Source organism: Borreliella kurtenbachii, from assembly GCF_030437945.2.
Lineage (GTDB): Bacteria > Spirochaetota > Spirochaetia > Borreliales > Borreliaceae > Borreliella > Borreliella carolinensis.
Genome location: NZ_CP124058.1, coordinates 277,733 through 298,378, shown reverse-complemented (window position 1 = coordinate 298,378; position 20,646 = coordinate 277,733). Strand labels below are relative to the sequence as shown.

General features: G+C 30.7%; 24 protein-coding genes. All 24 read left to right on the top strand.

Going from position 1 to position 20,646, the window contains the following annotated elements; translation table 11 throughout:
- Positions 1 to 8: 8 nt before the first annotated feature.
- Genes fliH through QIA22_RS01880 form a run of 24 tightly spaced genes read left to right on the top strand, consistent with a single transcriptional unit; the run spans position 9 to position 20,628 of the window.
- Positions 9 to 929, top strand: a complete 921-nt coding sequence (gene fliH, locus QIA22_RS01995) for a flagellar assembly protein FliH (RefSeq protein ID WP_301611496.1) — start codon at positions 9 to 11, stop codon at positions 927 to 929.
- An 18-nt stretch (positions 930 to 947) separates the two neighbouring features.
- The gene (gene fliI, locus QIA22_RS01990; RefSeq protein ID WP_301611495.1) at positions 948 to 2,258 is read left to right on the top strand and encodes a flagellar protein export ATPase FliI; all 1,311 of its coding nucleotides are present in this window, start codon (positions 948 to 950) and stop codon (positions 2,256 to 2,258) included.
- Positions 2,255 to 2,686: a flagellar protein FlbA gene (locus QIA22_RS01985; RefSeq protein ID WP_301611494.1), complete on the top strand. Its 432-nt coding sequence runs from the start codon at positions 2,255 to 2,257 to the stop codon at positions 2,684 to 2,686. Before fliI ends, QIA22_RS01985 begins: the two co-directional genes overlap by 4 nt.
- A complete protein-coding gene (locus QIA22_RS01980) occupies positions 2,679 to 3,296 on the top strand; it encodes a periplasmic-type flagellar collar protein FlbB (protein ID WP_301611493.1) in 618 nt (205 codons plus the stop codon). Before QIA22_RS01985 ends, QIA22_RS01980 begins: the two co-directional genes overlap by 8 nt.
- A 7-nt stretch (positions 3,297 to 3,303) precedes the next feature.
- Positions 3,304 to 4,482, top strand: coding sequence for a flagellar hook-length control protein FliK (locus tag QIA22_RS01975; RefSeq protein ID WP_301611492.1), 1,179 nt, complete (start codon positions 3,304 to 3,306; stop codon positions 4,480 to 4,482).
- A 13-nt stretch (positions 4,483 to 4,495) separates the two neighbouring features.
- A complete protein-coding gene (gene flgD, locus QIA22_RS01970) occupies positions 4,496 to 4,939 on the top strand; it encodes a flagellar hook assembly protein FlgD (RefSeq protein ID WP_301611491.1) in 444 nt (147 codons plus the stop codon).
- 4 nt (positions 4,940 to 4,943) lie between these two features.
- Positions 4,944 to 6,272: a flagellar hook protein FlgE gene (gene flgE, locus QIA22_RS01965; RefSeq protein WP_301611490.1), complete on the top strand. Its 1,329-nt coding sequence runs from the start codon at positions 4,944 to 4,946 to the stop codon at positions 6,270 to 6,272.
- Between the two features lie 20 nt (positions 6,273 to 6,292).
- Positions 6,293 to 6,517: a flagellar FlbD family protein gene (locus QIA22_RS01960; RefSeq protein ID WP_014023527.1), complete on the top strand. Its 225-nt coding sequence runs from the start codon at positions 6,293 to 6,295 to the stop codon at positions 6,515 to 6,517.
- Positions 6,514 to 7,296, top strand: coding sequence for a motility protein A (locus QIA22_RS01955; RefSeq protein ID WP_014023526.1), 783 nt, complete (start codon positions 6,514 to 6,516; stop codon positions 7,294 to 7,296). The genes QIA22_RS01960 and QIA22_RS01955 overlap by 4 nt, the downstream gene beginning before the upstream one ends.
- Positions 7,296 to 8,078 (top strand): flagellar motor protein MotB, encoded by a 783-nt coding sequence (gene motB / locus QIA22_RS01950; protein WP_044054945.1) that lies wholly within the window; start codon positions 7,296 to 7,298, stop codon positions 8,076 to 8,078. Before QIA22_RS01955 ends, motB begins: the two co-directional genes overlap by 1 nt.
- A 48-nt stretch (positions 8,079 to 8,126) precedes the next feature.
- A complete protein-coding gene (gene fliL, locus QIA22_RS01945) occupies positions 8,127 to 8,663 on the top strand; it encodes a flagellar basal body-associated protein FliL (RefSeq protein ID WP_011600934.1) in 537 nt (178 codons plus the stop codon).
- Between the two features lie 20 nt (positions 8,664 to 8,683).
- Complete coding sequence (gene fliM / locus QIA22_RS01940; protein ID WP_002656446.1) at positions 8,684 to 9,742, top strand: flagellar motor switch protein FliM; 1,059 nt, start codon at positions 8,684 to 8,686, stop codon at positions 9,740 to 9,742.
- Between the two features lie 46 nt (positions 9,743 to 9,788).
- Positions 9,789 to 10,130, top strand: coding sequence for a flagellar motor switch protein FliN (fliN, locus tag QIA22_RS01935; RefSeq protein WP_014023523.1), 342 nt, complete (start codon positions 9,789 to 9,791; stop codon positions 10,128 to 10,130).
- Positions 10,123 to 10,749 carry a flagella biosynthesis regulatory protein FliZ gene (locus QIA22_RS01930; RefSeq protein ID WP_301611489.1) on the top strand — a complete coding sequence of 209 codons (627 nt, stop codon included), beginning with the start codon at positions 10,123 to 10,125 and terminating at the stop codon, positions 10,747 to 10,749. The genes fliN and QIA22_RS01930 overlap by 8 nt, the downstream gene beginning before the upstream one ends.
- A gap of 10 nt (positions 10,750 to 10,759) precedes the next feature.
- Positions 10,760 to 11,524 (top strand): flagellar type III secretion system pore protein FliP, encoded by a 765-nt coding sequence (gene fliP / locus QIA22_RS01925; RefSeq protein ID WP_301611488.1) that lies wholly within the window; start codon positions 10,760 to 10,762, stop codon positions 11,522 to 11,524.
- An 8-nt stretch (positions 11,525 to 11,532) separates the two neighbouring features.
- Entirely contained in the window at positions 11,533 to 11,796 is a 264-nt protein-coding gene (gene fliQ, locus QIA22_RS01920; protein WP_002556873.1) for a flagellar biosynthesis protein FliQ, read from the top strand.
- A 32-nt stretch (positions 11,797 to 11,828) separates the two neighbouring features.
- The gene (fliR, locus tag QIA22_RS01915; RefSeq protein ID WP_301611487.1) at positions 11,829 to 12,617 is read left to right on the top strand and encodes a flagellar biosynthetic protein FliR; all 789 of its coding nucleotides are present in this window, start codon (positions 11,829 to 11,831) and stop codon (positions 12,615 to 12,617) included.
- On the top strand, positions 12,617 to 13,735 hold the full coding sequence (gene flhB / locus QIA22_RS01910; protein WP_301611486.1) for a flagellar biosynthesis protein FlhB: 1,119 nt from the start codon (positions 12,617 to 12,619) through the stop codon (positions 13,733 to 13,735). The genes fliR and flhB overlap by 1 nt, the downstream gene beginning before the upstream one ends.
- Positions 13,736 to 13,743: 8 nt before the next feature.
- Positions 13,744 to 15,837, top strand: coding sequence for a flagellar biosynthesis protein FlhA (gene flhA, locus QIA22_RS01905; protein ID WP_301611485.1), 2,094 nt, complete (start codon positions 13,744 to 13,746; stop codon positions 15,835 to 15,837).
- 3 nt (positions 15,838 to 15,840) lie between these two features.
- Positions 15,841 to 17,007, top strand: coding sequence for a flagellar biosynthesis protein FlhF (flhF, locus tag QIA22_RS01900; protein WP_014023517.1), 1,167 nt, complete (start codon positions 15,841 to 15,843; stop codon positions 17,005 to 17,007).
- An 11-nt stretch (positions 17,008 to 17,018) separates the two neighbouring features.
- The gene (locus QIA22_RS01895) at positions 17,019 to 17,906 is read left to right on the top strand and encodes a MinD/ParA family protein (protein ID WP_002556868.1); all 888 of its coding nucleotides are present in this window, start codon (positions 17,019 to 17,021) and stop codon (positions 17,904 to 17,906) included.
- A gap of 6 nt (positions 17,907 to 17,912) precedes the next feature.
- The gene (locus QIA22_RS01890; RefSeq protein WP_301611484.1) at positions 17,913 to 18,392 is read left to right on the top strand and encodes a hypothetical protein; all 480 of its coding nucleotides are present in this window, start codon (positions 17,913 to 17,915) and stop codon (positions 18,390 to 18,392) included.
- 2 nt (positions 18,393 to 18,394) lie between these two features.
- On the top strand, positions 18,395 to 20,299 hold the full coding sequence (locus tag QIA22_RS01885; RefSeq protein ID WP_301611483.1) for a FapA family protein: 1,905 nt from the start codon (positions 18,395 to 18,397) through the stop codon (positions 20,297 to 20,299).
- A 26-nt stretch (positions 20,300 to 20,325) separates the two neighbouring features.
- The gene (locus tag QIA22_RS01880; protein WP_301611482.1) at positions 20,326 to 20,628 is read left to right on the top strand and encodes a hypothetical protein; all 303 of its coding nucleotides are present in this window, start codon (positions 20,326 to 20,328) and stop codon (positions 20,626 to 20,628) included.
- The last annotated feature ends 18 nt before the right edge of the window (positions 20,629 to 20,646 follow it).

Below are 20,646 nucleotides of genomic sequence, written 5' to 3'. Positions count from 1 at the left end.
AGTTTTGTTTGCCTAAGGTTTTATATAAATCATCAGAAGTTGATAATTTAGTAAAGTTTGAGTTTGTTGAGATAGCAAAGCCTGTTTTTGAATCTTTGGAAATCAAGGAGAAGGAAGGCAAGGTTTACGACATAGACAATCAAATCACCAATCTTAAAGAAGAGTTACAACTTTTAAGAGATGAAAAATTACGACTTGAAGAAGAGCTTGCTAAGAGGCAAGAGCTTGCCAAAGAGGAAGTCCAAATTAAATCTAAGCGGCTTATTGAAGAGGCTAAGGCAAAGGCCAATGAAGTATTAGAGGCAGCCAAGCAAGAAGCAGATCTTTTACAAAGAGAAGCTATTTATAAGAAAGAATCTATTGATGCTGAATCTAATGCTGAGATTGAAAGATTAGCAAGAGAGTATGAGGAAAAATTAAAAGCAGATCTTGAGATGGCAACAGTTAAAGGAAGAGAAGAAGGATACAGACAGGGTTATGAAAGTGGTTTTGAAGATTTTGACAAGGTTATGAGAAAATTGCATTCTATAATGGCATCTCTGATTGCTGAAAGGAAAGGTATTCTTGAATCTTCGAGTGCTCAGATAGTAAGTCTTGTTATGCAAATTGCAATTAAGGTTATTAAGAGGATTACAGATTCTCAAAAAGATATTGTCTTGGAAAATGTTAAAGAGGTTTTAAAAAGAGTAAAAGATAAAACACGGATTACTATCCGCGTAAATCTTGATGATTTAGACATTGTTAGACATAAAAAGAATGATTTTATTTCTAGATTTGATGTTATAGAAAATTTAGAGATTATAGAAGATCCCAACATAGGCAAAGGTGGTTGTATAATTGAAACTAATTTTGGAGAGATTGATGCGCGCATTTCTTCTCAACTTGATAAAATAGAGGAAAAGTTTAAAAATTTTTCGTTATTAAGTTAAGTATCTAAAGGAATTTTAGTGAGCAATTTTTTTGAAAATTATTTAAGACAAGTAGATAATATTGAAACTGTTTCTTTTGTTGGCAGGGTGCAAAAAATAAAAGGTCTTTTAGTTGAAAGTTTGGGGCCTCAGTGTGCTATTGGAGATTTGTGTTTAATTGATCAAAGAAATGATAAAAAAGTATGTGCTGAGGTTTTGGGATTTAATGGTCCTTATGTTAGCCTTATGGCTTATGAAGGATTTAGCGGGATTGAAGTTGGAAATAAAGTCTATTCTTTAAACAAAGGGTTAGAAATAAATCTTAGTGATGAGCTTTTAGGAAGAGTTATTGATTCTCTTGGCAGGCCCATTGATAATAAGGGGTCATTTTTGAACAATAGCTATAAAGAGTTAATTTTTGAAAAAATTAATCCAATTAATAGAAGTATTTTTGAAGAGCAAATATTAACAGGAGTTAAAGTTCTTGATGGGTTTTTACCAGTCGCAAAAGGGCAAAGAGTTGGTATTTTTTCTGGTTCTGGGGTTGGTAAATCTACTTTGCTTGGCATGATTGCCAAAAATTCAAATGCAGATGTAAACGTTATTGCTTTTATTGGGGAAAGAGGTCGAGAGCTTAATGAGTTTATTGAATATGAACTTGGTGAAGAGCGTTTAAAAAAAAGCGTTTTAGTTGTTTCAACTTCTGACGAATCGCCCATATCAAGGTATAAGGGAGCTTATGTTGCTACCATGATAGCAGAATACTTTAGGGAGCAAGGCAAAGATGTAGTTTTGCTTTTTGATTCTATTACTAGGTTTGCAAATGCTAAAAGAGAGATGTCTCTTTCTTTAGGAGAGCCCCCAGTAGCTAAAGGTTATCCGCCTTCTGTTTTTGTTGAAATTCCAATTTTGCTTGAGAGATCAGGCTTTAGTGGTAATGGGGGAAGTGTTACTGGGTTTTATACTGTTCTTGTTGAGGGAGATGACTTTACAGAGCCTGTAGCTGATAATATTAAGGCTGTTTTGGATGGACACATTATTTTAGACAGAGATTTGTTTGACAGAGGAATTTATCCCTCAATAAATGTTTTAAGTTCAACTTCAAGATCTATTCATAGGATAATGAGCGCAGAAAAACAAAAATTAATTTTGAAAGCTAGAAATTTATTGTCTATTTATAAAGATTATGAAGATCTTATTAGAACAGGGATTTATCTTAAAGGATCTAATAAGGATGTTGATTTTGCAATTTCCAAGTATCCCAAGATTATTGATTTTATTTCTCAAGGAATAAATGAAACATTTGATTTTAAAAATTTAGAAGATGAAATAAAGGAAATATTATCTTGAATGATTTAAACTTTAGAAAACAAAAGCTTAATAAAATATTGACGATTAGAGCTTACTTTCGAAAGCTAAGCGAGAGAGACTTAATGAATGTAAATAATAAAATTTCAAAAATAAATCAGTTTTCAGATGGAATTCCTAATCTTTTAAAAAACTTGAACAACTTTAATGATCTTTACATAAGAGGTTATATAGACTGTTTAAATTATAAGAAAACCCAAAATTTTAAAATTCTTGAAGAGCTTAAAAAGCATTATAACGAGCGTTATGATATTTACGTGGATAAATATAGACAAGAAAAAAAGATTAAGATATTAATAAAAATTTTAAATAATTCTATAATTAAAAATAGAGAAAAAAAGGAAAGTTTATTGCTAGATGAGCATGTAAATTATAAAGTTTGTCAAAATCTAAGGAATGAAAGTGAATAATTTTTTATCGTTCTTTTTTAGGGCATTTTTTTTGTTATTTATAATTGTTGTTTTGTTTTTCTTTGTATTATTCTTTATTGATTTTCTTGGAATGTATAATACTAAGAGATATTTCCCCGAATTTGTAAGAACTAAGTTTTTAGGAGAAACTTCTCTGGTTTTTGATCATAATTCTAATATAATTCTTGATGAAGCTAGACTTGTTAAGGAAAGAGAAGCTATTGATATTAAGAATCAGCAGATTGAAAAACTTAAAGAAGATCTAAAGTTAAAAGAAGACAGCTTAAATAAGCTTGAATTTGAGCTTAAACAAAAGCAGAAAGATTTAGATTTAAAACAAAAGGTAATAGATGACATTATAAATAAATATAGTGATGAGGAAGCAAATATTTTGCAAACAGCTGTATATTTAATGAATATGCCGCCAGAAGATGCTGTTAGGCGGCTTGAGGATTTAAATCCCGAGCTTGCAATATCTTATATGCGAAAAATTGAAGAGCTTTCTAAAAAAGAGGGTCGTTTATCAATTGTTCCTTATTGGTTGTCTCTTATGGATTCTAAAAAAGCTGCTATATTGATTAGAAAAATGTCTGTTAGTTCATTGGAGTAGTGTTTATATGATTAATTTATTAAATTTAAGTAAAGCTTATGGTAACAAATTAAATTTATTGAATACAATTAAAGGGTTAAATTTAAATGTTTCTAAAATGGAACCCAGAGAAAATGCAAGTTCTTTTTTAAATGTCTTGTCTTTTGAATCTAAAAAATTAGCTAAAACAAAATTTATGATATTTGATTTTTTAAATTTTTTTAAAGACAATGGACTTATTGCTAAAAATTTTAAAGAATCACCTTTAGATAAATCCTCTTTTTTAAAAAAACTTGAAAATGAGGCTTTTGTTTCCGATTTGAAATCCTTGATTGCTAGAATGAGCGTTTTTGTAGATTTTGAAGGTTTAAATAGCATTAAAGAAAGCTTATCATCTAATTTTGATTTTCTCGGCAAAGAAAAATTTTTTGAAAAAATTGAAAAACTTTGTTTATCTTTTAATGATTTGAGTTCTTTTTTAGGATTTGATTTTTTAACTGCTTTGACTGATGATTATTATAATCAGATAAGCTTAAATGATAAAAAAGAAGAAAAGAATGTTATTAACATTGATGTGAAAAATTTCAAAAAGAATAATAATGATCATAATGATTTTGTTTTTTCAAAGTTTGGCTTGAATGCAATTGATGGTCAGAATTTTGTTGATAGGTATAAAGTTAAAGAAATATTAAACGATTCTTTAAAAGGCTTTGTTGAAGAATTTGCTAATTATAATATAAAAAACGCTAAAGAGTTTGAAGGTTTTGATTTTGTCAGCAGCTTAAAGCCTGAATGGAATCTTAAGATTAATAAAAATATTGTGGATAAAGCTAAAGTTGTGTTAAAATCGAATAATACAGGAGAGATTAAGTTGGTTTTAAAGCCCAAAGAGCTTGGTAGTATACGAATTAATTTAAACCTTGATTCGAATAATAATTTATTGGGAAAGATTGTAGTGGATAATCAAAATGTTAAAATGCTTTTCGACCAAAATATGCATTCATTAAATAAAATGCTTGGTGAGAGTGGTTTTAATGCCAGCTTAAATCTTTTTCTTGCGGGTGAGAACTTAAATTCTTTTTCTAAAGATTTTAAAGATGGCCCTAAGGATCAAAATTTCCATTTTGGTTATAATAAATTTTTTCAAATTGAAGAAGAAGTTGAATTTTCTTACGATGTAGATAAAAATGTTAATTTAATTGTTTAGAGGGTGGAGTTAAATGAATAAAATGAACGGTGTTGAAAGTGTTTCTAATTTAAATATTAGCAGCAAAATTAAAGAAAAAACAGATTTTAATGTTGAGAATATATCTAATAAGGTTAATCTTGGTAAGGATGATTTTTTGAAGTTGCTCATTACTCAACTTAGGTATCAAGACCCTACAAATCCAATGAAGGATAAAGAATTTATTTCTCAAATGGCGCAATTTTCGGCTCTTGAGCAAATGACTAATATGAGTAAATCATTTGAAAAGCTTTCATCTTCTTTGGGAATAAGAAAAGATTTGGATTTATTAGGTAAAGTAATTAAATTTCAGCATGGTGATGGGGAGATTGTTGAAGGTCGTGTTACAAACATTAAAACAGGCGCAATACCCCAAGTTATGGTTAATGGTAATTATTATATATATAAAAACATATTATCGGTAGGTTTGGAGGAGTAATTATATGATGAGGTCTTTATATTCTGGTGTTTCTGGGCTTCAGAATCATCAAACAAGAATGGATGTTGTTGGTAACAATATCGCTAATGTAAATACAATTGGCTTTAAAAAGGGAAGAGTAAATTTTCAAGATATGATATCGCAGTCTATTTCTGGGGCTTCTCGTCCTACTGATTCTCGTGGTGGGACTAATCCCAAGCAAGTTGGATTAGGTATGAATGTTGCCTCAATTGACACTATTCATACCCAAGGAGCTTTTCAAAGCACTCAAAAAGCATCTGATCTTGGGGTTAGTGGCAATGGATTTTTTATTTTAAAAGAAGGTAAAAATTTGTTTTATACAAGAGCCGGTGCCTTTGATGTGGACTCTGATCGACATCTTGTAAATCCTGCAAATGGAATGCGAATTCAAGGCTGGATGGCAAGAGATTTAGAAGGTGAAAAGGTTATCAATACAGCGGCTGATATTGAGGATCTAATTATTCCGATTGGGGATAAAGAGGGAGCAAAGTCTACTAAAAATGTTACTTTTGCTTGTAATCTTGATAAGAGATTGCCTTTAATTCAAGAAGGTGCAAGTCCTGCAGATATTGCACGTGGAACTTGGGTTGTCAATAAGTCATTGTATGACAGTTTTGGAAATGTTAGCACTCTTGAACTTAGGGTTGTAAAAGATTTAAATACACCCAATTTATGGAATGCAACAGTGTTCATAAATGGCGAGCAAAATTCAAATTTTACACTTGGGTTTGACAATGAAGGAGCATTAGCGTCTTTAAATGGCCAACCAGGCCAAAAAGGAGACATTCTTCAAATTCCTATAACATTTAATGTTTTGAGCGCAAATGTAGGTGAAGTTGGTGAGCAACAAACTGTAAATTTGAAATTGGGAACAGTTGGAAGTTACACCGATTCAATCACTCAGTTTGCTGATTCTAGTAGCACAAAGGCTATTATTCAAGATGGATACGGCATGGGATATATGGAAAATTATGAAATTGATCAAAATGGTGTTATAGTTGGCATTTATTCAAATGGTATAAGACGAGATCTTGGCAAAATTGCTCTTGCTTCTTTTATGAATCCTGGAGGACTTGCGAAATCAGGTGATACTAATTTTGTAGAAACAAGCAATTCAGGTCAAGTTAGAATAGGCGAAACTGGACTTGCTGGACTTGGTGATATTAGATCTGGTGTTTTAGAAATGGCCAATGTTGATCTTGCAGAGCAGTTTACAGATATGATAGTGACCCAAAGAGGATTTCAAGCAAACGCTAAAACCATTACTACTTCTGATCAATTATTGCAAGAACTTGTAAGATTGAAAAATTAATCTAAGATTGTTTTTAGCATATGATTTTTGTAACTAAGCTTAATGGTGATGGATATTATTTAAATCCTTATCATATTGAAAGTATTGAAGCCAATCCTGATACTACAATTCTTCTTATGAACGGTAAGAAGTTAATTGTGAAAGAAAAAGTTGAAGAGGTGGTCAATAGGATTAAGTTGTATAGGAAAGAAGTTGCTTCTTTTGAAAAAATTTTAGGAGAAGGAAATGGGGGCGTTGAATTATGAATTTAGCTAGTATAATTGGGTGGGGAGTTGGATTTGGGGCTATTTTAATTTCTATGGCATTTACCCCCACAGGACTTGGCGTTTTTTGGGATTTAAGCTCTGTTTTTATTACTGTTGTTGGATCTTTTTCTGCTCTTATGGCTTCTTCAGAAGTTATTGCTGTAAAAAAAATTCCAACGTATTTGGGATTTTTCTTTAGAAGAAATTCATATGCTAAGATTTCTATTATAAAAATATTAGTAGAGCTTTCAGAAAAGGCCAGAAAAGAAGGTCTTTTATCTCTTGATGATGAGCTTGAACAAATTAATGACCCATTTTTTAAGTCAGGAATGAGGCTTGTTGTTGATGGTGCAGATCCTGAGGTAATTAGAACTATGCTTTATTTAGAGCTTGATCAAATGCAAGAAAGGCATAAGGTTGGTTCAGATCTTTTCAAAACTTGGGCAAAGCTTGCTCCAGCTTTTGGTATGACCGGCACTCTTATTGGGCTTGTAGCTCTTCTTGGCAATTTAGAGGATAAGTCTGCGCTTGGTTCTTCTATGGCTGTTGCTCTTATTACAACTCTTTATGGAACTATAATGGCAAATTTAATGTTTATTCCTGTTCAACTTAAGCTGGAGAAAATTGATTCTGAGGAGGCTGCAGTAAAGACAATGATAATTGAGGGTGTTTTATCAATTCAGTCTGGAGATAATCCTAGAATTTTAGAGCAAAAATTAATGACGTTTTTGACCCCCAAAGATCGAAGCCAGCTTAGTAGTAGCATTGGGGGTGAATAATGGCTTTGCGAATTAAAAAACCCTCAAAATGTGATGATGGCGCCCCAGATTATATGTTGACTTATGGAGACATGGTTACTTTACTGCTTGTGTTTTTTGTTACAATGTTTTCATTAAATGATATTATTTTTCAAGAGAATGTGATAAGGATAATGTCTGCTTCTTTCACAGGCGCAGGATTTTTCAAGGGTGGTAAAACTTTAGATTTTAGTAAATTATCTTATTTGAGTAATAGTTTTATGTCTTTGCCTTCTACTGTGCGCAATAAACAAGCATCTCAGACTGCTAAAAATAAATCTATGATTGAATTTATTGAGAAGATTCAGTCTAAAAATATTGTAGTTAGACAAGAAGAAAGAGGCATTGTGATATCTCTTGCAGCAGATGCATTTTTTGATTCTGCTAGTGCAGATGTTAAGCTTGAAGAGAATAGAGATTCTATTCAAAAAATAGCATCTTTTATTGGCGTTTTAAGTTCTAGAGGCTATAATTTTAAGATAGAAGGGCATACAGACAATATTGATACTGATGTAAATGGACCTTGGAAAAGCAATTGGGAGCTTTCGGCTGCTAGATCTGTTAATATGCTAGAACATATTTTAAACTATTTAGATCAATCTGATGTTAAAAGCATTGAAAATAAGTTTGAAGTATCTGGTTTTGGCGGAAGCAGGCCTATTGCAACAGACGATACTCCTGAGGGCAGAGCTTATAATAGAAGAATTGATATATTAATTACTACAGATGCATCTTTAAGTTTCCCCAAGGAAATTAAGCAGTAAGTAATTCTTTTTAACTGTGAAGAAGAAATTAATAGGAGGAATTTTATTATGCCTAATAAAGACGATGAAAATTTAGATATGGGAGATTCCAATGTTGGTAGAAAAGGCGGTTTATTGCCCGATATTATAATAAAAATCTTGCAAATACTTGCAATAGGAATATTTACCGTTGCAATAATGATAATTGTTTCTTATTTTGTTTCTAAAATGGTGGTAAGCCAAAGTGGAGCTCCTAGCGATTTTCCAGTTTTTTCTAATGAATACCTAGGAAAGCCACCTATGCTTATATGGTATGAAAGTATAGATGAGATTAGAGGCAATACTTTAGATGTTCCTCCAAAAACTTTTGTTGTAAAGCTTGCTTTAGGGTATGCAGAGAATAATGTTAATATTCTCAATGAACTTGGAAGGCAAAAAGTGCGCTTAAAAGATATTATTAGAGAATATTTTAGCCAAAGAACTGGGCAAGAAATAAAGAATGAAAGTCAAATAAAAGCAGAAATTAAGGCAAGAATTAATAGTATTCTTAGAAATGGAGAAATTAAAGAAATAGCATTAACCCAAATTGATATTTTTGATATGTAATAAATTTAAAGGAATTTTAAATGGCAAACAATCCAGGAGCTTTATCTCAAGATGATATAGATAGTCTTTTAGAGTCTATCAACTCGTCTGAAAGTTTATCCTTAGACGAATCCCTTTCTAATGTCATATCTAGTCCTACAGGCAAAAAGCAAAAAGTTAAGGTTTATGACTTTAAAAGGCCAGATAAATTTTCAAAAGAGCAGGTTAGAACAGTTTCAAGTTTTCATGAGGCATTTGCCAGATATACTACAACCTCACTTTCTGCTCTTTTAAGAAAAATGGTTCATGTTCATGTAGCTTCAGTTGACCAATTAACCTATGAAGAGTTTATTAGGTCAATACCCAACCCTACAACTTTAGCAATAATAAATATGGACCCTCTTAAGGGATCTGCTATTTTTGAAGTTGATCCAACTATAGCATTTGCTATAGTAGATAGGCTTTTTGGGGGAGATGGAGACACGATTAAAGATAAAAGTAGAGATTTAACAGAAATTGAGCAGTCTGTCATGGAAAGCGTTATTATTCGTATACTTGCCAATATGAGAGAAGCTTGGTCTCAAGTAGTTGATTTAAGGCCAAGATTTGGGCATATTGAGGTCAATCCACAGTTTGCTCAAATAGTTCCTCCTACAGAAATGATTATTTTAGTAACTCTTGAGGTTAAAATAGGAAAAGTAGAAGGGCTTATGAATTTTTGCTTGCCTTATATTACTATAGAACCTATTGTTTCAAAATTATCAACAAGATATTGGCATTCTTTGATTGGGGTTGGAACTACCAGTGAGAATCTTGATGCTTTGCGTGAGAAGTTGGAAAATACTGCGATGCCTTTGGTAGCAGAAATAGGAGAAGTTAAACTTAAAGTAAGAGAAATTTTATCGCTTGACAAGGGTGATGTTTTAAATCTTGAATCTTCTCTAATAAATAAAGATTTAACTTTAAAAGTTGGTACTAAAGAAAAGTTTAAATGTAGAATGGGTTTAATGGGGAATAAAGTTTCAGTGCAAATTACAGAAAAAATTGGAGATATAAAGGGTTTTGATTTATTAAAAGAGCTTACAGAAGAGGTTGAGTGATAGTTATTTTATTTATTTAAACTTAAATTATTAAGAGGTTAAAATTATGAGCGTAGATGAAAAAAGCGATAATGGAGAAAAACCAGAAATAAAAGGGGTTAAGCTTCCTGATTTAATTGATACTTTGCCAGAAGGGGTTGATCCTAGTAATTTTGGGCTTTTAATGGATGTTTCTATGCAGCTTACTGTAGAGCTTGGAAGAACAGAGCGCAAAATAAAAGACATACTTGGCATGTCTGAGGGCACGATTATTACTCTTGATAAACTTGCCGGTGAGCCTGTAGATATTTTAGTAAACGGTAAAATAGTTGCCAGGGGCGAAGTAGTTGTAATTGATGAAAATTTTGGAGTTAGAATTACTGAGATAATTAAAACTAAAAATGAATAATAAATTTTTATTTTTAGTTTTTTTAGCGTTTTTTAATTTTTATACATATGCTAATTCACAAGAGCAGCTAAATTTAGTATCTGCTGGCTTAGAAAATGAATCTAGTTTGCCAATCTTTGAAGATGATAAGGCAAATTTTGCTAACAATGGTAGTGCTCAGCCGGTTTCTCTTTTTAATATTTCGGATTTGGTTAAAATAGTTTTATTTTTACTTATTGCTTTTTTTATCTTTTTCTTATTAAAGAAGTTGATTTTTTATTCAAAAAAAAGCAAATACGAACAAAATTCTAATTTAATTAAGGAGCTTGTTTTTTACGAGATAGATATTAAAAACTCAATAAGAATCATAAACATATTAGACAATGTTTACATATTGTTAGTTTCTAGCAATTCTTCTACTTTGCTTAAAGAGATTAAATCTGAAGAAGAGCTTGAGGATTTAAAACTTAGGCTTAGCAAAATTAATGATTCTGCTAAGAAAGATTCTTTTCAATCAATCTTTAAGAAAATGTTACTCAAAAAAGAAGAGATTCCTTTTTCTGGGAATGATTATGTTAAGCTTGAGAAGAAAATTGAGACTTCACTTAAGGATAAACAAGATAGATTAAAAAAATTTTAGAGGGTTTATTTTGAGAAAGTGTTTTAATTTTTTTTTATTTTTTAGTGTAACAAGCTTATCTTTTGCTCAAACAAAATCTTTGCAGACTACTAATGGGCTTAATTTTCCGTTTTTAAATTTTGACAATATTGGTGGTTCAGAAATAGCTTTTTCTTTGCAGATTTTGATTCTATTAACCATTATTACCCTTTCTCCAGCGTTTTTAGTTTTAATGACTTCGTTTTTGCGAATATCGATAGTTTTGGATTTTATTAGGCGTGCATTATCTCTTCAACAATCTCCTCCTACGCAGATAGTAATGGGATTGGCTTTATTTTTAACCATTTTTACCATGTGGCCAACTTTTAATTCTATATATGAACAAGCTTATTTACCCCTTAAAGAGTCAAAAATAAATTTTGATGAATTTTATAACAAAGGAATTGCTCCTCTTAGAATTTTTATGTATAAGCAGATGTCTGATGGACGTCATGAAGAGATTAGATTATTTATGAGTATGAGTAATTATAATCGACCAAAAAATTTTAGCGAAGTGCCAACACATGTTTTAATTGCAGCTTTTATTTTGCATGAGCTTAAAGTAGCTTTCAAGATGGGAATTTTAATATTTTTGCCTTTTATAGTTTTAGATATTATTGTTGCTTCTGTCTTAATGGCTATGGGGATGATAATGTTGCCCCCTGTAATGATATCTTTACCTTTTAAGCTTATTCTTTTTGTAATGGTAGATGGCTGGACTTTAATTACTAGTGGTCTTATTAAAAGTTTTATGTAAGGTTATATATGACTGCAGGACACATTCTTTATTTAATTAGAATTTCTATTGAAAACATTATTATTTTATCAGCTCCAATGTTGATTATAGCCCTTATAGTTGGTCTTTTGATTTCAATTTTTCAAGCTATTACTTCAATTCAAGATCAAACTTTAAGTTTTATTCCAAAGATTATTGTTATACTTTTAACTATTGTGATTTTTGGTCCTTGGATTTTGAATAAGCTTATGCAGTTTACTTATATGATTTTTAGTCAATTACAAAATGTTTAATTTATGCTTAATTGTACTATTGGGATAAAGTTTTGAATTTGAGTTTTTTGGTTTTAAAATCTTTTACAATTTTACCTGTGATGGTTAGAATTTTTATGTTTTTAAAATTTTCTCCATTGTTTTCAACAATAAAAATTGGATATTTTAATTTTTTCTTTTCTTTGATTCTCTCTGTAATTGTTGTTGAAAAGATTCAAATTATTTATCCTTTAGACAATATGCTTTCTTTTACGTTAATTTTATTAGGAGAAGCTATTTTAGGCCTTATTCAGGCATTTTTTGTTAATATAATTTTTAATGTTTTTCATTTAGTTGGATTTTTCTTTTCTAATCAAATTGGGCTTGCTTATGCAAATATTTTTGATGTTTTTTCAGAAGAAGAAAGCATGATTATTTCACAAATTTTTGTTTATATGTTTTTGCTTTTGTTCTTATCAAGCGATTTTTTACTTAGGTTTTTTGTGATTGGCATACATGATTCTGTTTTAAATATCAGGGTTGAACATTTGGTCAATATGAGAAATTCAGAATTTGTCAAGCTTTTGCTTATGTCTTTTGGATTTCTTTTTGAAAAAGCGTTATTAATTTCGTTTCCAATATTGTCCTTGCTTTTACTTTTTTATCTGGTATTGGGGATACTTTCAAAGTCATCGCCTCAAATTAATTTATTAATAATTAGTTTTTCAACCTCGCTATTTTTAGGGTTGTTAATTTTGTATATTGGATTTCCAAGCTTAGTAATATCTGCAAAAAGAGTTATTGAACTTTCCCTAGATTCTCTTGCTAGTTTTTTAAAATTGTTTTCTAGAGTTTTAAAATAATGACAAAAGATGAATTTTTGATTAAAAGTTGGTATATTCCTCTTGATTTTTTTTCTGCAGATGATGAGGGAAGAACCGAATTACCTACTGATCAGAAAAAGCAAAAAGCAAGAGAAGAAGGACGGGTATTAAAGTCTACTGAAATTAATACCGCTGTTAGTCTTTTATTGTTATTTGCATTGTTTTTTTTCATGCTTTCGTATTTTGCTTTAGATTTAATAGCTGTTTTTAAAGAGCAGGCAAGCAAGCTTCCTGAAGTTATGCGTATGAGTATTTATGCTATGGGTTTTGCATATATTAGATCTATTCTGGGTTATGTTGTTTTGTTTTTTTTTGCATCCTTAGCCGTTAATTTTTTTGTGAATATTATTCAAGTAGGCTTTTTTATTACTTTTAAATCTTTAGAGCCAAAGTGGGATAGAATTAGTTTTAATTTTTCCAGGTGGGCAAAAAATTCTTTTTTTTCAGCAGGGGCTTTTTTCAATTTGTTTAAAAGTTTGTTAAAAGTTGTTATAATATGCTTAATATATTATTTTATTATAGAAAACAATATAGGCAAAATTTCTAAGCTTTCGGAGTATACGCTCCAATCTGGGATTTCTATTGTGTTGGTTCTTGCCTATAAGATATGTTTTTTCTCAGTAATGTTTTTGGCAATTGTAGGGGTGTTTGATTATTTGTTTCAAAGGTCTCAGTACATTGAGAGTTTGAAAATGACAAAAGAAGAGGTAAAGCAGGAAAGAAAGGAGATGGAAGGTGATCCTTTACTTCGATCTAGAATAAAAGAGAGAATGAGGGTTATTTTAAATACCAATTTAAGAGTAGCTATTCCTCAAGCAGATGTAGTAATTACAAATCCAGAACATTTTGCAGTTGCTATTAAGTGGGATAGCGAAACAATGTTAGCTCCAAGGGTGCTTGCAAAAGGTCAAGATGAAATAGCTCTCACAATTAAAAAAATTGCAAGAGAAAATAATGTTCCTTTAATGGAAAATAAGCTACTTGCAAGAGCGCTTTATACTAATGTTAAGGTTAATGAAGAGATTCCAAGAGAATATTGGGAGATTGTTTCAAAAATTCTTGTGAGAGTATATTCTATTACTAAAAAGTTTAATTAGAGGTTCTATTGTTGGATGCTAGAAAAAATTCTGTATTAGGGTATTTAGGGCTTAATAATAAGTCTGATTTAATAATTTCGGTCGGCTTGATATTTGTTGTTGCTGGATTTATTTTGCCTCTTCCTGCAGTTATTTTAGATGTTTTGATTACGGTTAATTTAGTAATAAGTCTTTTAATTATTTTAATTGTTCTTTATTCTAAGAGATCTCTAGATTTCTCTGTTTTTCCCACATTACTGCTTGTGATGACTATTTTTGGACTCGTTCTTAATATTTCTTCTACCAGGTTAATTTTAACTAAAGGTATAAATTTTGATGGGCAAATGATAAGAACATTTGGGACATTTGTTGTGGGTAGTTCTGGAATTCAAGGACTTGTTATTGGATTTATTATATTTATAATAATTATTGCTGTTCAATTTATTGTAATTACCAAAGGAGCAACAAGGGTAGCTGAAGTTGCAGCTCGGTTTGCTCTTGATGCACTTCCTGGCAAGCAAATGGCCATTGATTCTGCCTACAGTTCTGGAAATTTGACAGAAGAAGAGGCTACAAAGCAAAAAAACGATTTACAATCAGAAGTAAATTTTTATGGGGCAATGGATGGAGCTTCTAAATTTGTATCAGGAAACGTTAAGGTTGGATTTTTAATAACCCTTATAAATATTCTTGGTGGTTTGTTAGTGGGAATAACTTTGCAAGGTCTTAACTTTAGCGAAGCCCTTAATAATTATGTTTCATTGACAGTTGGTGATGGGCTTGTGTCTCAATTGCCGGCTCTTTTAATTTCAACAGCTACAGGCCTGATTGTTACTAGGTCGATTTCAAAAAATAGTTTTGGTGGTGAGATTTTTGAGCAATTCACAAATCATTTAGGAATTTATTGGATTGTTTCTGGGTTTTTGTTTTTTTTAGCTTTTCTTCCTGGATTCCCAACCCTAATTCTTATGTTTATAAGTTTGTTAATTGCATTTTTAGCTTATTCTCTTTCAGGAATAAGACAAAAAGAAGAAATAGAAAAAAAAATGAAACTCGAAGAAGAGCAAGCGTCAATTTATTCAGACAAAGATGTTGCCCCTATTGTTCCGCTTGATCCATTGGCTCTTGAGATTGGATATAATCTTGTTCCAATAGTTGATGATACAAAAACTTCTGAACTGCTTGATCGTATTGTTAAGATAAGGCGTGAGATTGCATTTGAATTTGGAATAGTTGTGCCTAAGATTAGAATAGTTGATAATATGCGGCTTGAGCCTAATGCTTATTCTTTTAAACTAAGAGGAGTTGAGGTTGGGCGAGGCGAGATTAAGCTTGGAAAATTTTTAGTGATAAATGTTGGAATTGATTCTGGAATAGATGGAGATCTTGTTAAAGATCCTTCATTTGGACTTCCTTCTCTTTGGGTAAATGATGATGGGCGAGAAACTGCTGAAAAATTAGGATATACTGTTGTAGATCCTCCTTCGATTATTGCTACTCATATGACAGAACTTATTAAAAGACATTCTTACGAAATTTTGACTCGTCAAGATGTTCAAAATACTCTTGATGTTTTTAAAAAGGATTATGGGGCTATCGTTGAAGAGGTTCTTAAGAATTTTTCAGTTGGCGAGATTCAAAGAGTTTTACAAGGTCTTTTAAAAGAGCAGGTTTCAATTCGCAATTTGGTTACAATTTTTGAAACAATTGCAGATTTCACAAGTATTACTAAGGACATATTTTTCTTGATTGAAAAATGTAGGCAATCAATTGGAAGGCAAATAGCTAGTGGGTATTTAGATTTAAATTCTGAGCTTAATGTAATAACTTTAAACTCCGGTTTTGAGCAAATAATAATTGATTCTCGTGTAGAATCCAATCATGAGCTTATAAGCTCAATTGATCCTAAATTAAAAACCAAATTTATTTATGAACTTTTCAAAATTGTAAACGAAGTTCAAGCAGAAGGATTTTATCCAGTTATTCTCTCAAGCGAATCGTCAAGACCTATAATAAAAGTGATAACAAGTAGAGAGATTCCAGATCTTGTTGTTATGTCTGTTTTAGAGGTTCCCCAAAATATTAAAGTTAATGTTCTTAAAACAGTAGAGGTTGAAGAATAATATATGGTTCAGTATTTTACAGAAAAAGGTCCAACTTATAATGAAGTCATAGAAATAATTAAGAAAAAATATGGTAAGAATGCTAGGGTTATGACTTATAAAACCGTTCCTCATGGAGGAATTTTAGGTTTATTTAGCAAAGATTGGGTTGAAGTTTCAGGTTATGTTAGATATGACATTGGCAATCAACAGATTAATGTTGAAGATGAAAAGCGAAAGATTCTTCAAAGCATTAAAAGAGAAGAAAATTCTTCAATTGAAGATGTGCTTAAAGAAGTTAAGTCTCTTAAAACAGAACTTGCTCATAAAAAAGAAAATATTAATCATCCAACAATTACAAAAATTGAAGACATTTTAAGAGAAAATGATTTTTCTGAAAACTATATTAAAGACATTAATGAGTTTATTAAGAGAGAATTTAGTTTGTCAGATCTTGATGATTATGAGAGAGTTAGAGAGGATGTTGTTTTATATATTGCAAAGACAATTAAATGTTCAGGATCTATTATTGATAATCTTAAGAAAAGGGTTTTTATTTTAGTTGGTCCAACAGGTGTTGGAAAGACTACCACAATTGCAAAACTTGCAGCAATTTATGGTATTAATGGAGAATCTAAGAGTTTAAATATTAAAATTATTACTATTGATAATTATCGTATTGGAGCTAAAAAACAAATTCAAACTTATGGTGATATTATGGGTATTCCTGTTAGAGCAATTGAGTCTTTTAAAGATTTAAAAGATGAAATTACTGATTCAAAGGATTTCGATCTTATACTTGTTGATACAATTGGTAAAAGTCCTAAAGATTTTATGAAGCTTGCTGAAATGAAGGAACTTCTTAATGCTTGTGGAAGAGATGCCGAATTTCATTTGGCTGTAAGTTCTACCACAAAAACATCAGATGTAAAAGAAATATTTCACCAATTCTCTCCTTTTAATTATAAAACTGTGATTTTTACCAAAGTGGATGAAACCACTTGTGTTGGAAATTTAATAAGTTTGATTTATGAAATGAAGAAAGTAGTTTCTTATGTTACGGATGGGCAAATTGTTCCCCATAATATCAGTGTTGCAGAACCACTTACTTTTATTAGAAGAATAAATGGCTACAGAATAAGCGATGATTCAGAGTTTATTAAGAAGATAAAAAGTAAATCTTATTATTAAGGAAAGTTATAATGGAAGATCAAGCTCAAAGTTTAAGAGATATGATGAGATTAAACGGCAAATTTAATTTTTCAGTTGATGAGAAAGTTCAAAACAGTAAAACAAGATTTATTGCCGTTAGTAGTGGCAAAGGTGGTGTTGGTAAAAGCAATATTGCAATTGGACTTGCTCTTAAATATTCTGAGCTTGGTAAAAAGGTATTAATACTTGATGCTGATATTGGAATGGCTAATGTTAATATTTTGCTTGGAGTTATCCCTAAGTATAGTATATATCATATGATTGCTCAAAGTCGTGATATCAGAGAAGTAATAACAAAGACAGAGTACAATATTGATCTTTTAGCCGGTGCTTCTGGTACAATGGAGCTTTTAGATCTCTCTGATGTTGATGTTAATAAATTTATAAAAGAATTATTAAAAATATATGAATATGATATAGTTGTAATAGATACTAGTGCTGGAATTTCAAGGCAAGTTATTTCGTTTTTGCTTTCTAGTGACGATGTTGTTATTGTTACTACTCCAGAACCTACTTCTATTACCGATGCTTATGGAATAATAAAGGTTTTGTCTTATAAGATGGAGAATTTAAAAAATTTAAGACTTATTGTGAATAGAGTAGCTAATGTTAGTGAGGCTAAGGGAGTTGCTAAAAAGGTTATAGATATTTCGGGTCAATTTTTAAATTTAAATATTGATTATTTGGGTCATATTTATGAGGATCAAAACATTAGAAGTTCTGTTTTTAAGCAAAAGCCTTTTGTTTTGGTAAATCCAAATAGCAAAGCTAGCTATTGTCTTGATTCTATTGTTGCCACTCTTGAGGAGGTTTCTCTAGATAATAGAAAAAGAAGAGGGGTTATAGGTTTTATATTAAGATTTTTTGGTGTGGAATAAGACATTATGTTTGTAAGCAGGGAATTAAAGTATATTTTATTAGCTAGTGTATCAGCACTTTTTATCTCAGCAGTTTTAGGTTTGTTTTGTGGCTTATCATTTTTTACAATCTTAATGAGATCTTTTTTACAGTTTGTATTTTTTTTTATTATTGGACTTTTAATTGAGTTTATCTATAAGAAATATTTATCGAATCTTTTTTCAACGGAATTGTCTGGTGATATGGAAAATAAGCTTAAAGATGATAAGAAAAATGATAAGGATTTTAAAGAGAATCTTAATTTTCAAAATAAAAATTCTCTTTATGAGAAGTCTCAAAATAACAGTGGTAGTGTTGATTTTATAGAAGAAGTTAAAAAGTATAAATTTGATACTGAAGACATGAGTAGGGGGAGCGACAAAAATAAAAAAATTTCATTTATTGAAGATAATGATCCTAAAGTTGTTGCAGATGCTATTAAAACTTTAATGAGCAAGAAGGAATAAGTATGGATGACAGGGCTATAAATTTTTCTGAACTTTGTGATAAGATGCGATCTTACTTGGAAAGAGAAAGTCATGTTGATTTGATGGAAATAGAAGCAGATACTCTTGAAGAGGCCTTAAATGATGCTTCTTTGGAGCTTTCGGTGCCTTATAAAGAATTAGACTATGAGATTTTGTCAAAAGGTAGTAGTGGTATATTGGGATATGGGAAGAGAAAATGGAAAATAGTTGCCTATAGGAATTCTTCTAGCAAGCCTAAGGTGTCTCTTGATTCAAAAAATGATTCAGAAAAAGAAGAGGTGATTTCATCAGATGGTGAATTTTTTATCAGAAAATCTTCAAAGGGTGTATTTTTAAAGGTTATCTCACCAAAGGGACAAGGAATTCCTATTAATTATCAAGATGTTATTTCTAAATTAGAATTACATAGCAATATTGAAATTTTTAATAAAGACATTGTGAAGGGTATAGTTGAGAATGCTAGTGGATATTATGAAAAAATTGCTGATTTTGAATCTGATCCTTCTGAAAATGTTACAATGATGGTTCAAATATCAGAAAATTCAATGTCAGTTACCATTGAATTTACTGCGCCTGGAATTAATGGAGCTGAAATTTTTGCACAAGATATTTTTAATATTCTTAGAAAATATGGAGTAATAGATGTTGCAATACTTAAGGATAAAGTAGCAAAATTTGTGGATTATCCTGTTTATGGCGAGCCTGTTGAACTTGCAAAAGGGTTAGAGCCAGTAAAGGGCAAGGATTCTTATATTGATTTTATTGTTGATGAAAATAATAGGCTTGGCGAGTATGAGGTTTCAAGCATAGGATTTAGAAATGTTATTGAAGGCGAGGAGTTAGCCAGAATTATTCCTTTTGGTAAAGGTATAGATGGTTATACCGTTTTTGGCAAAGTGTTGAAATCAGAGAGTGGACAGGATATTAATTTTATTTTGGGTGAGAATACTTTTAAAGATGGTTATAAAATTCGGGCAAAATGTAATGGGTATATGTCTGTTTCAGACGGTGTAATATCTGTTCATAATATTTATTTAGTCAAAGGTGATGTTGGACCTGCTACTGGGGATATAGTAAATAATGGGATGGTTCTTGTGCAGGGCAATGTTTTGGACGGATACAATATTATGGCCAAAAGTGGAATAGAAGTGAAAGGATTGGTGGGGCGGTGCAATTTAAAAACGGATGGGTCTATTATTTTTCATAGTGGTGTGAATGGTAAGGGTGATTCTAAAATTTATGCTCGGGGGAATGTTAGGGCTAAGTTTTTAGAAAATGTTACTTTAAATTGTGGCGGGGAAGTTGAAGTTTTAAGAGGTATTGTGAATTCTTCAGTTTCTTCTAAAAAGAGAGTTCTTTGTATCGGTAAAAAATCAAAAATAGTTGGTTCTAATGTTTATGCCAAAGAAGAGGTTAGGGCTTATTCTATAGGTTCTGATAGAAGTTGTGAAACTTGCATTGATGTTGGCTATGATCCTGAAATTAAAGATTTATTAACTAGGTTTACTAGTCATCTTGAAAAGATTGAAAAGCGATTAGAAGTTTTAACTAAAGATATTGCTGCTTTGAAAAAGAATATTGTGCTTATTACAGATAAGGCAGAAAAATCCTTAAAGATTGATAGTTATAATGAATTTGTTAATGAGAGTAGAATTCTTAGAATGGAAATAAAAATGATAGAGGCTAAGCGAATTGATTTGCAAAATGAGCTTGAAAATACTAAGATAGAGGGTAAAGTTTCTGTTGAAAATATAGCTTGTTTAGGCGTTAAGCTTTATATTAAAAATGCTTTTTATGAGCTTTCAAAAGATTATAACAATGTTACTTTTGTAGAGGATGATAATTATATTAAAGTTATGACCTATATTCCTTTTAAGGCCAGGTGAATGATCTTTAATATAAGGATTTGTATATGGATACATTTGAAGTTTTTAAGATGTCTGTTGTTGGATCTTTTAAAGCTAGACAATTTTTAAGTGAAAGTGAAAAGCGCAAAAGATTAAAAATTAATCAAAATGCTAGATATAGATTTTTAAGAGATTGTCATACTGATTCTGAGGTTAGCAATGTGTGTGTAGTTAGCAAGGTAGAGGATAATTATTTGCTTTCGTTTCCAGTTAAAAAAAATAAGAATGAAGAGAAGGTAATGCTTAGTTTATATTCTGATAAATTTGAAGATCCTAAAATTGGCAAGAATGTTAATATTAAGAGATAAGATGTTTTAGGGTTTTTA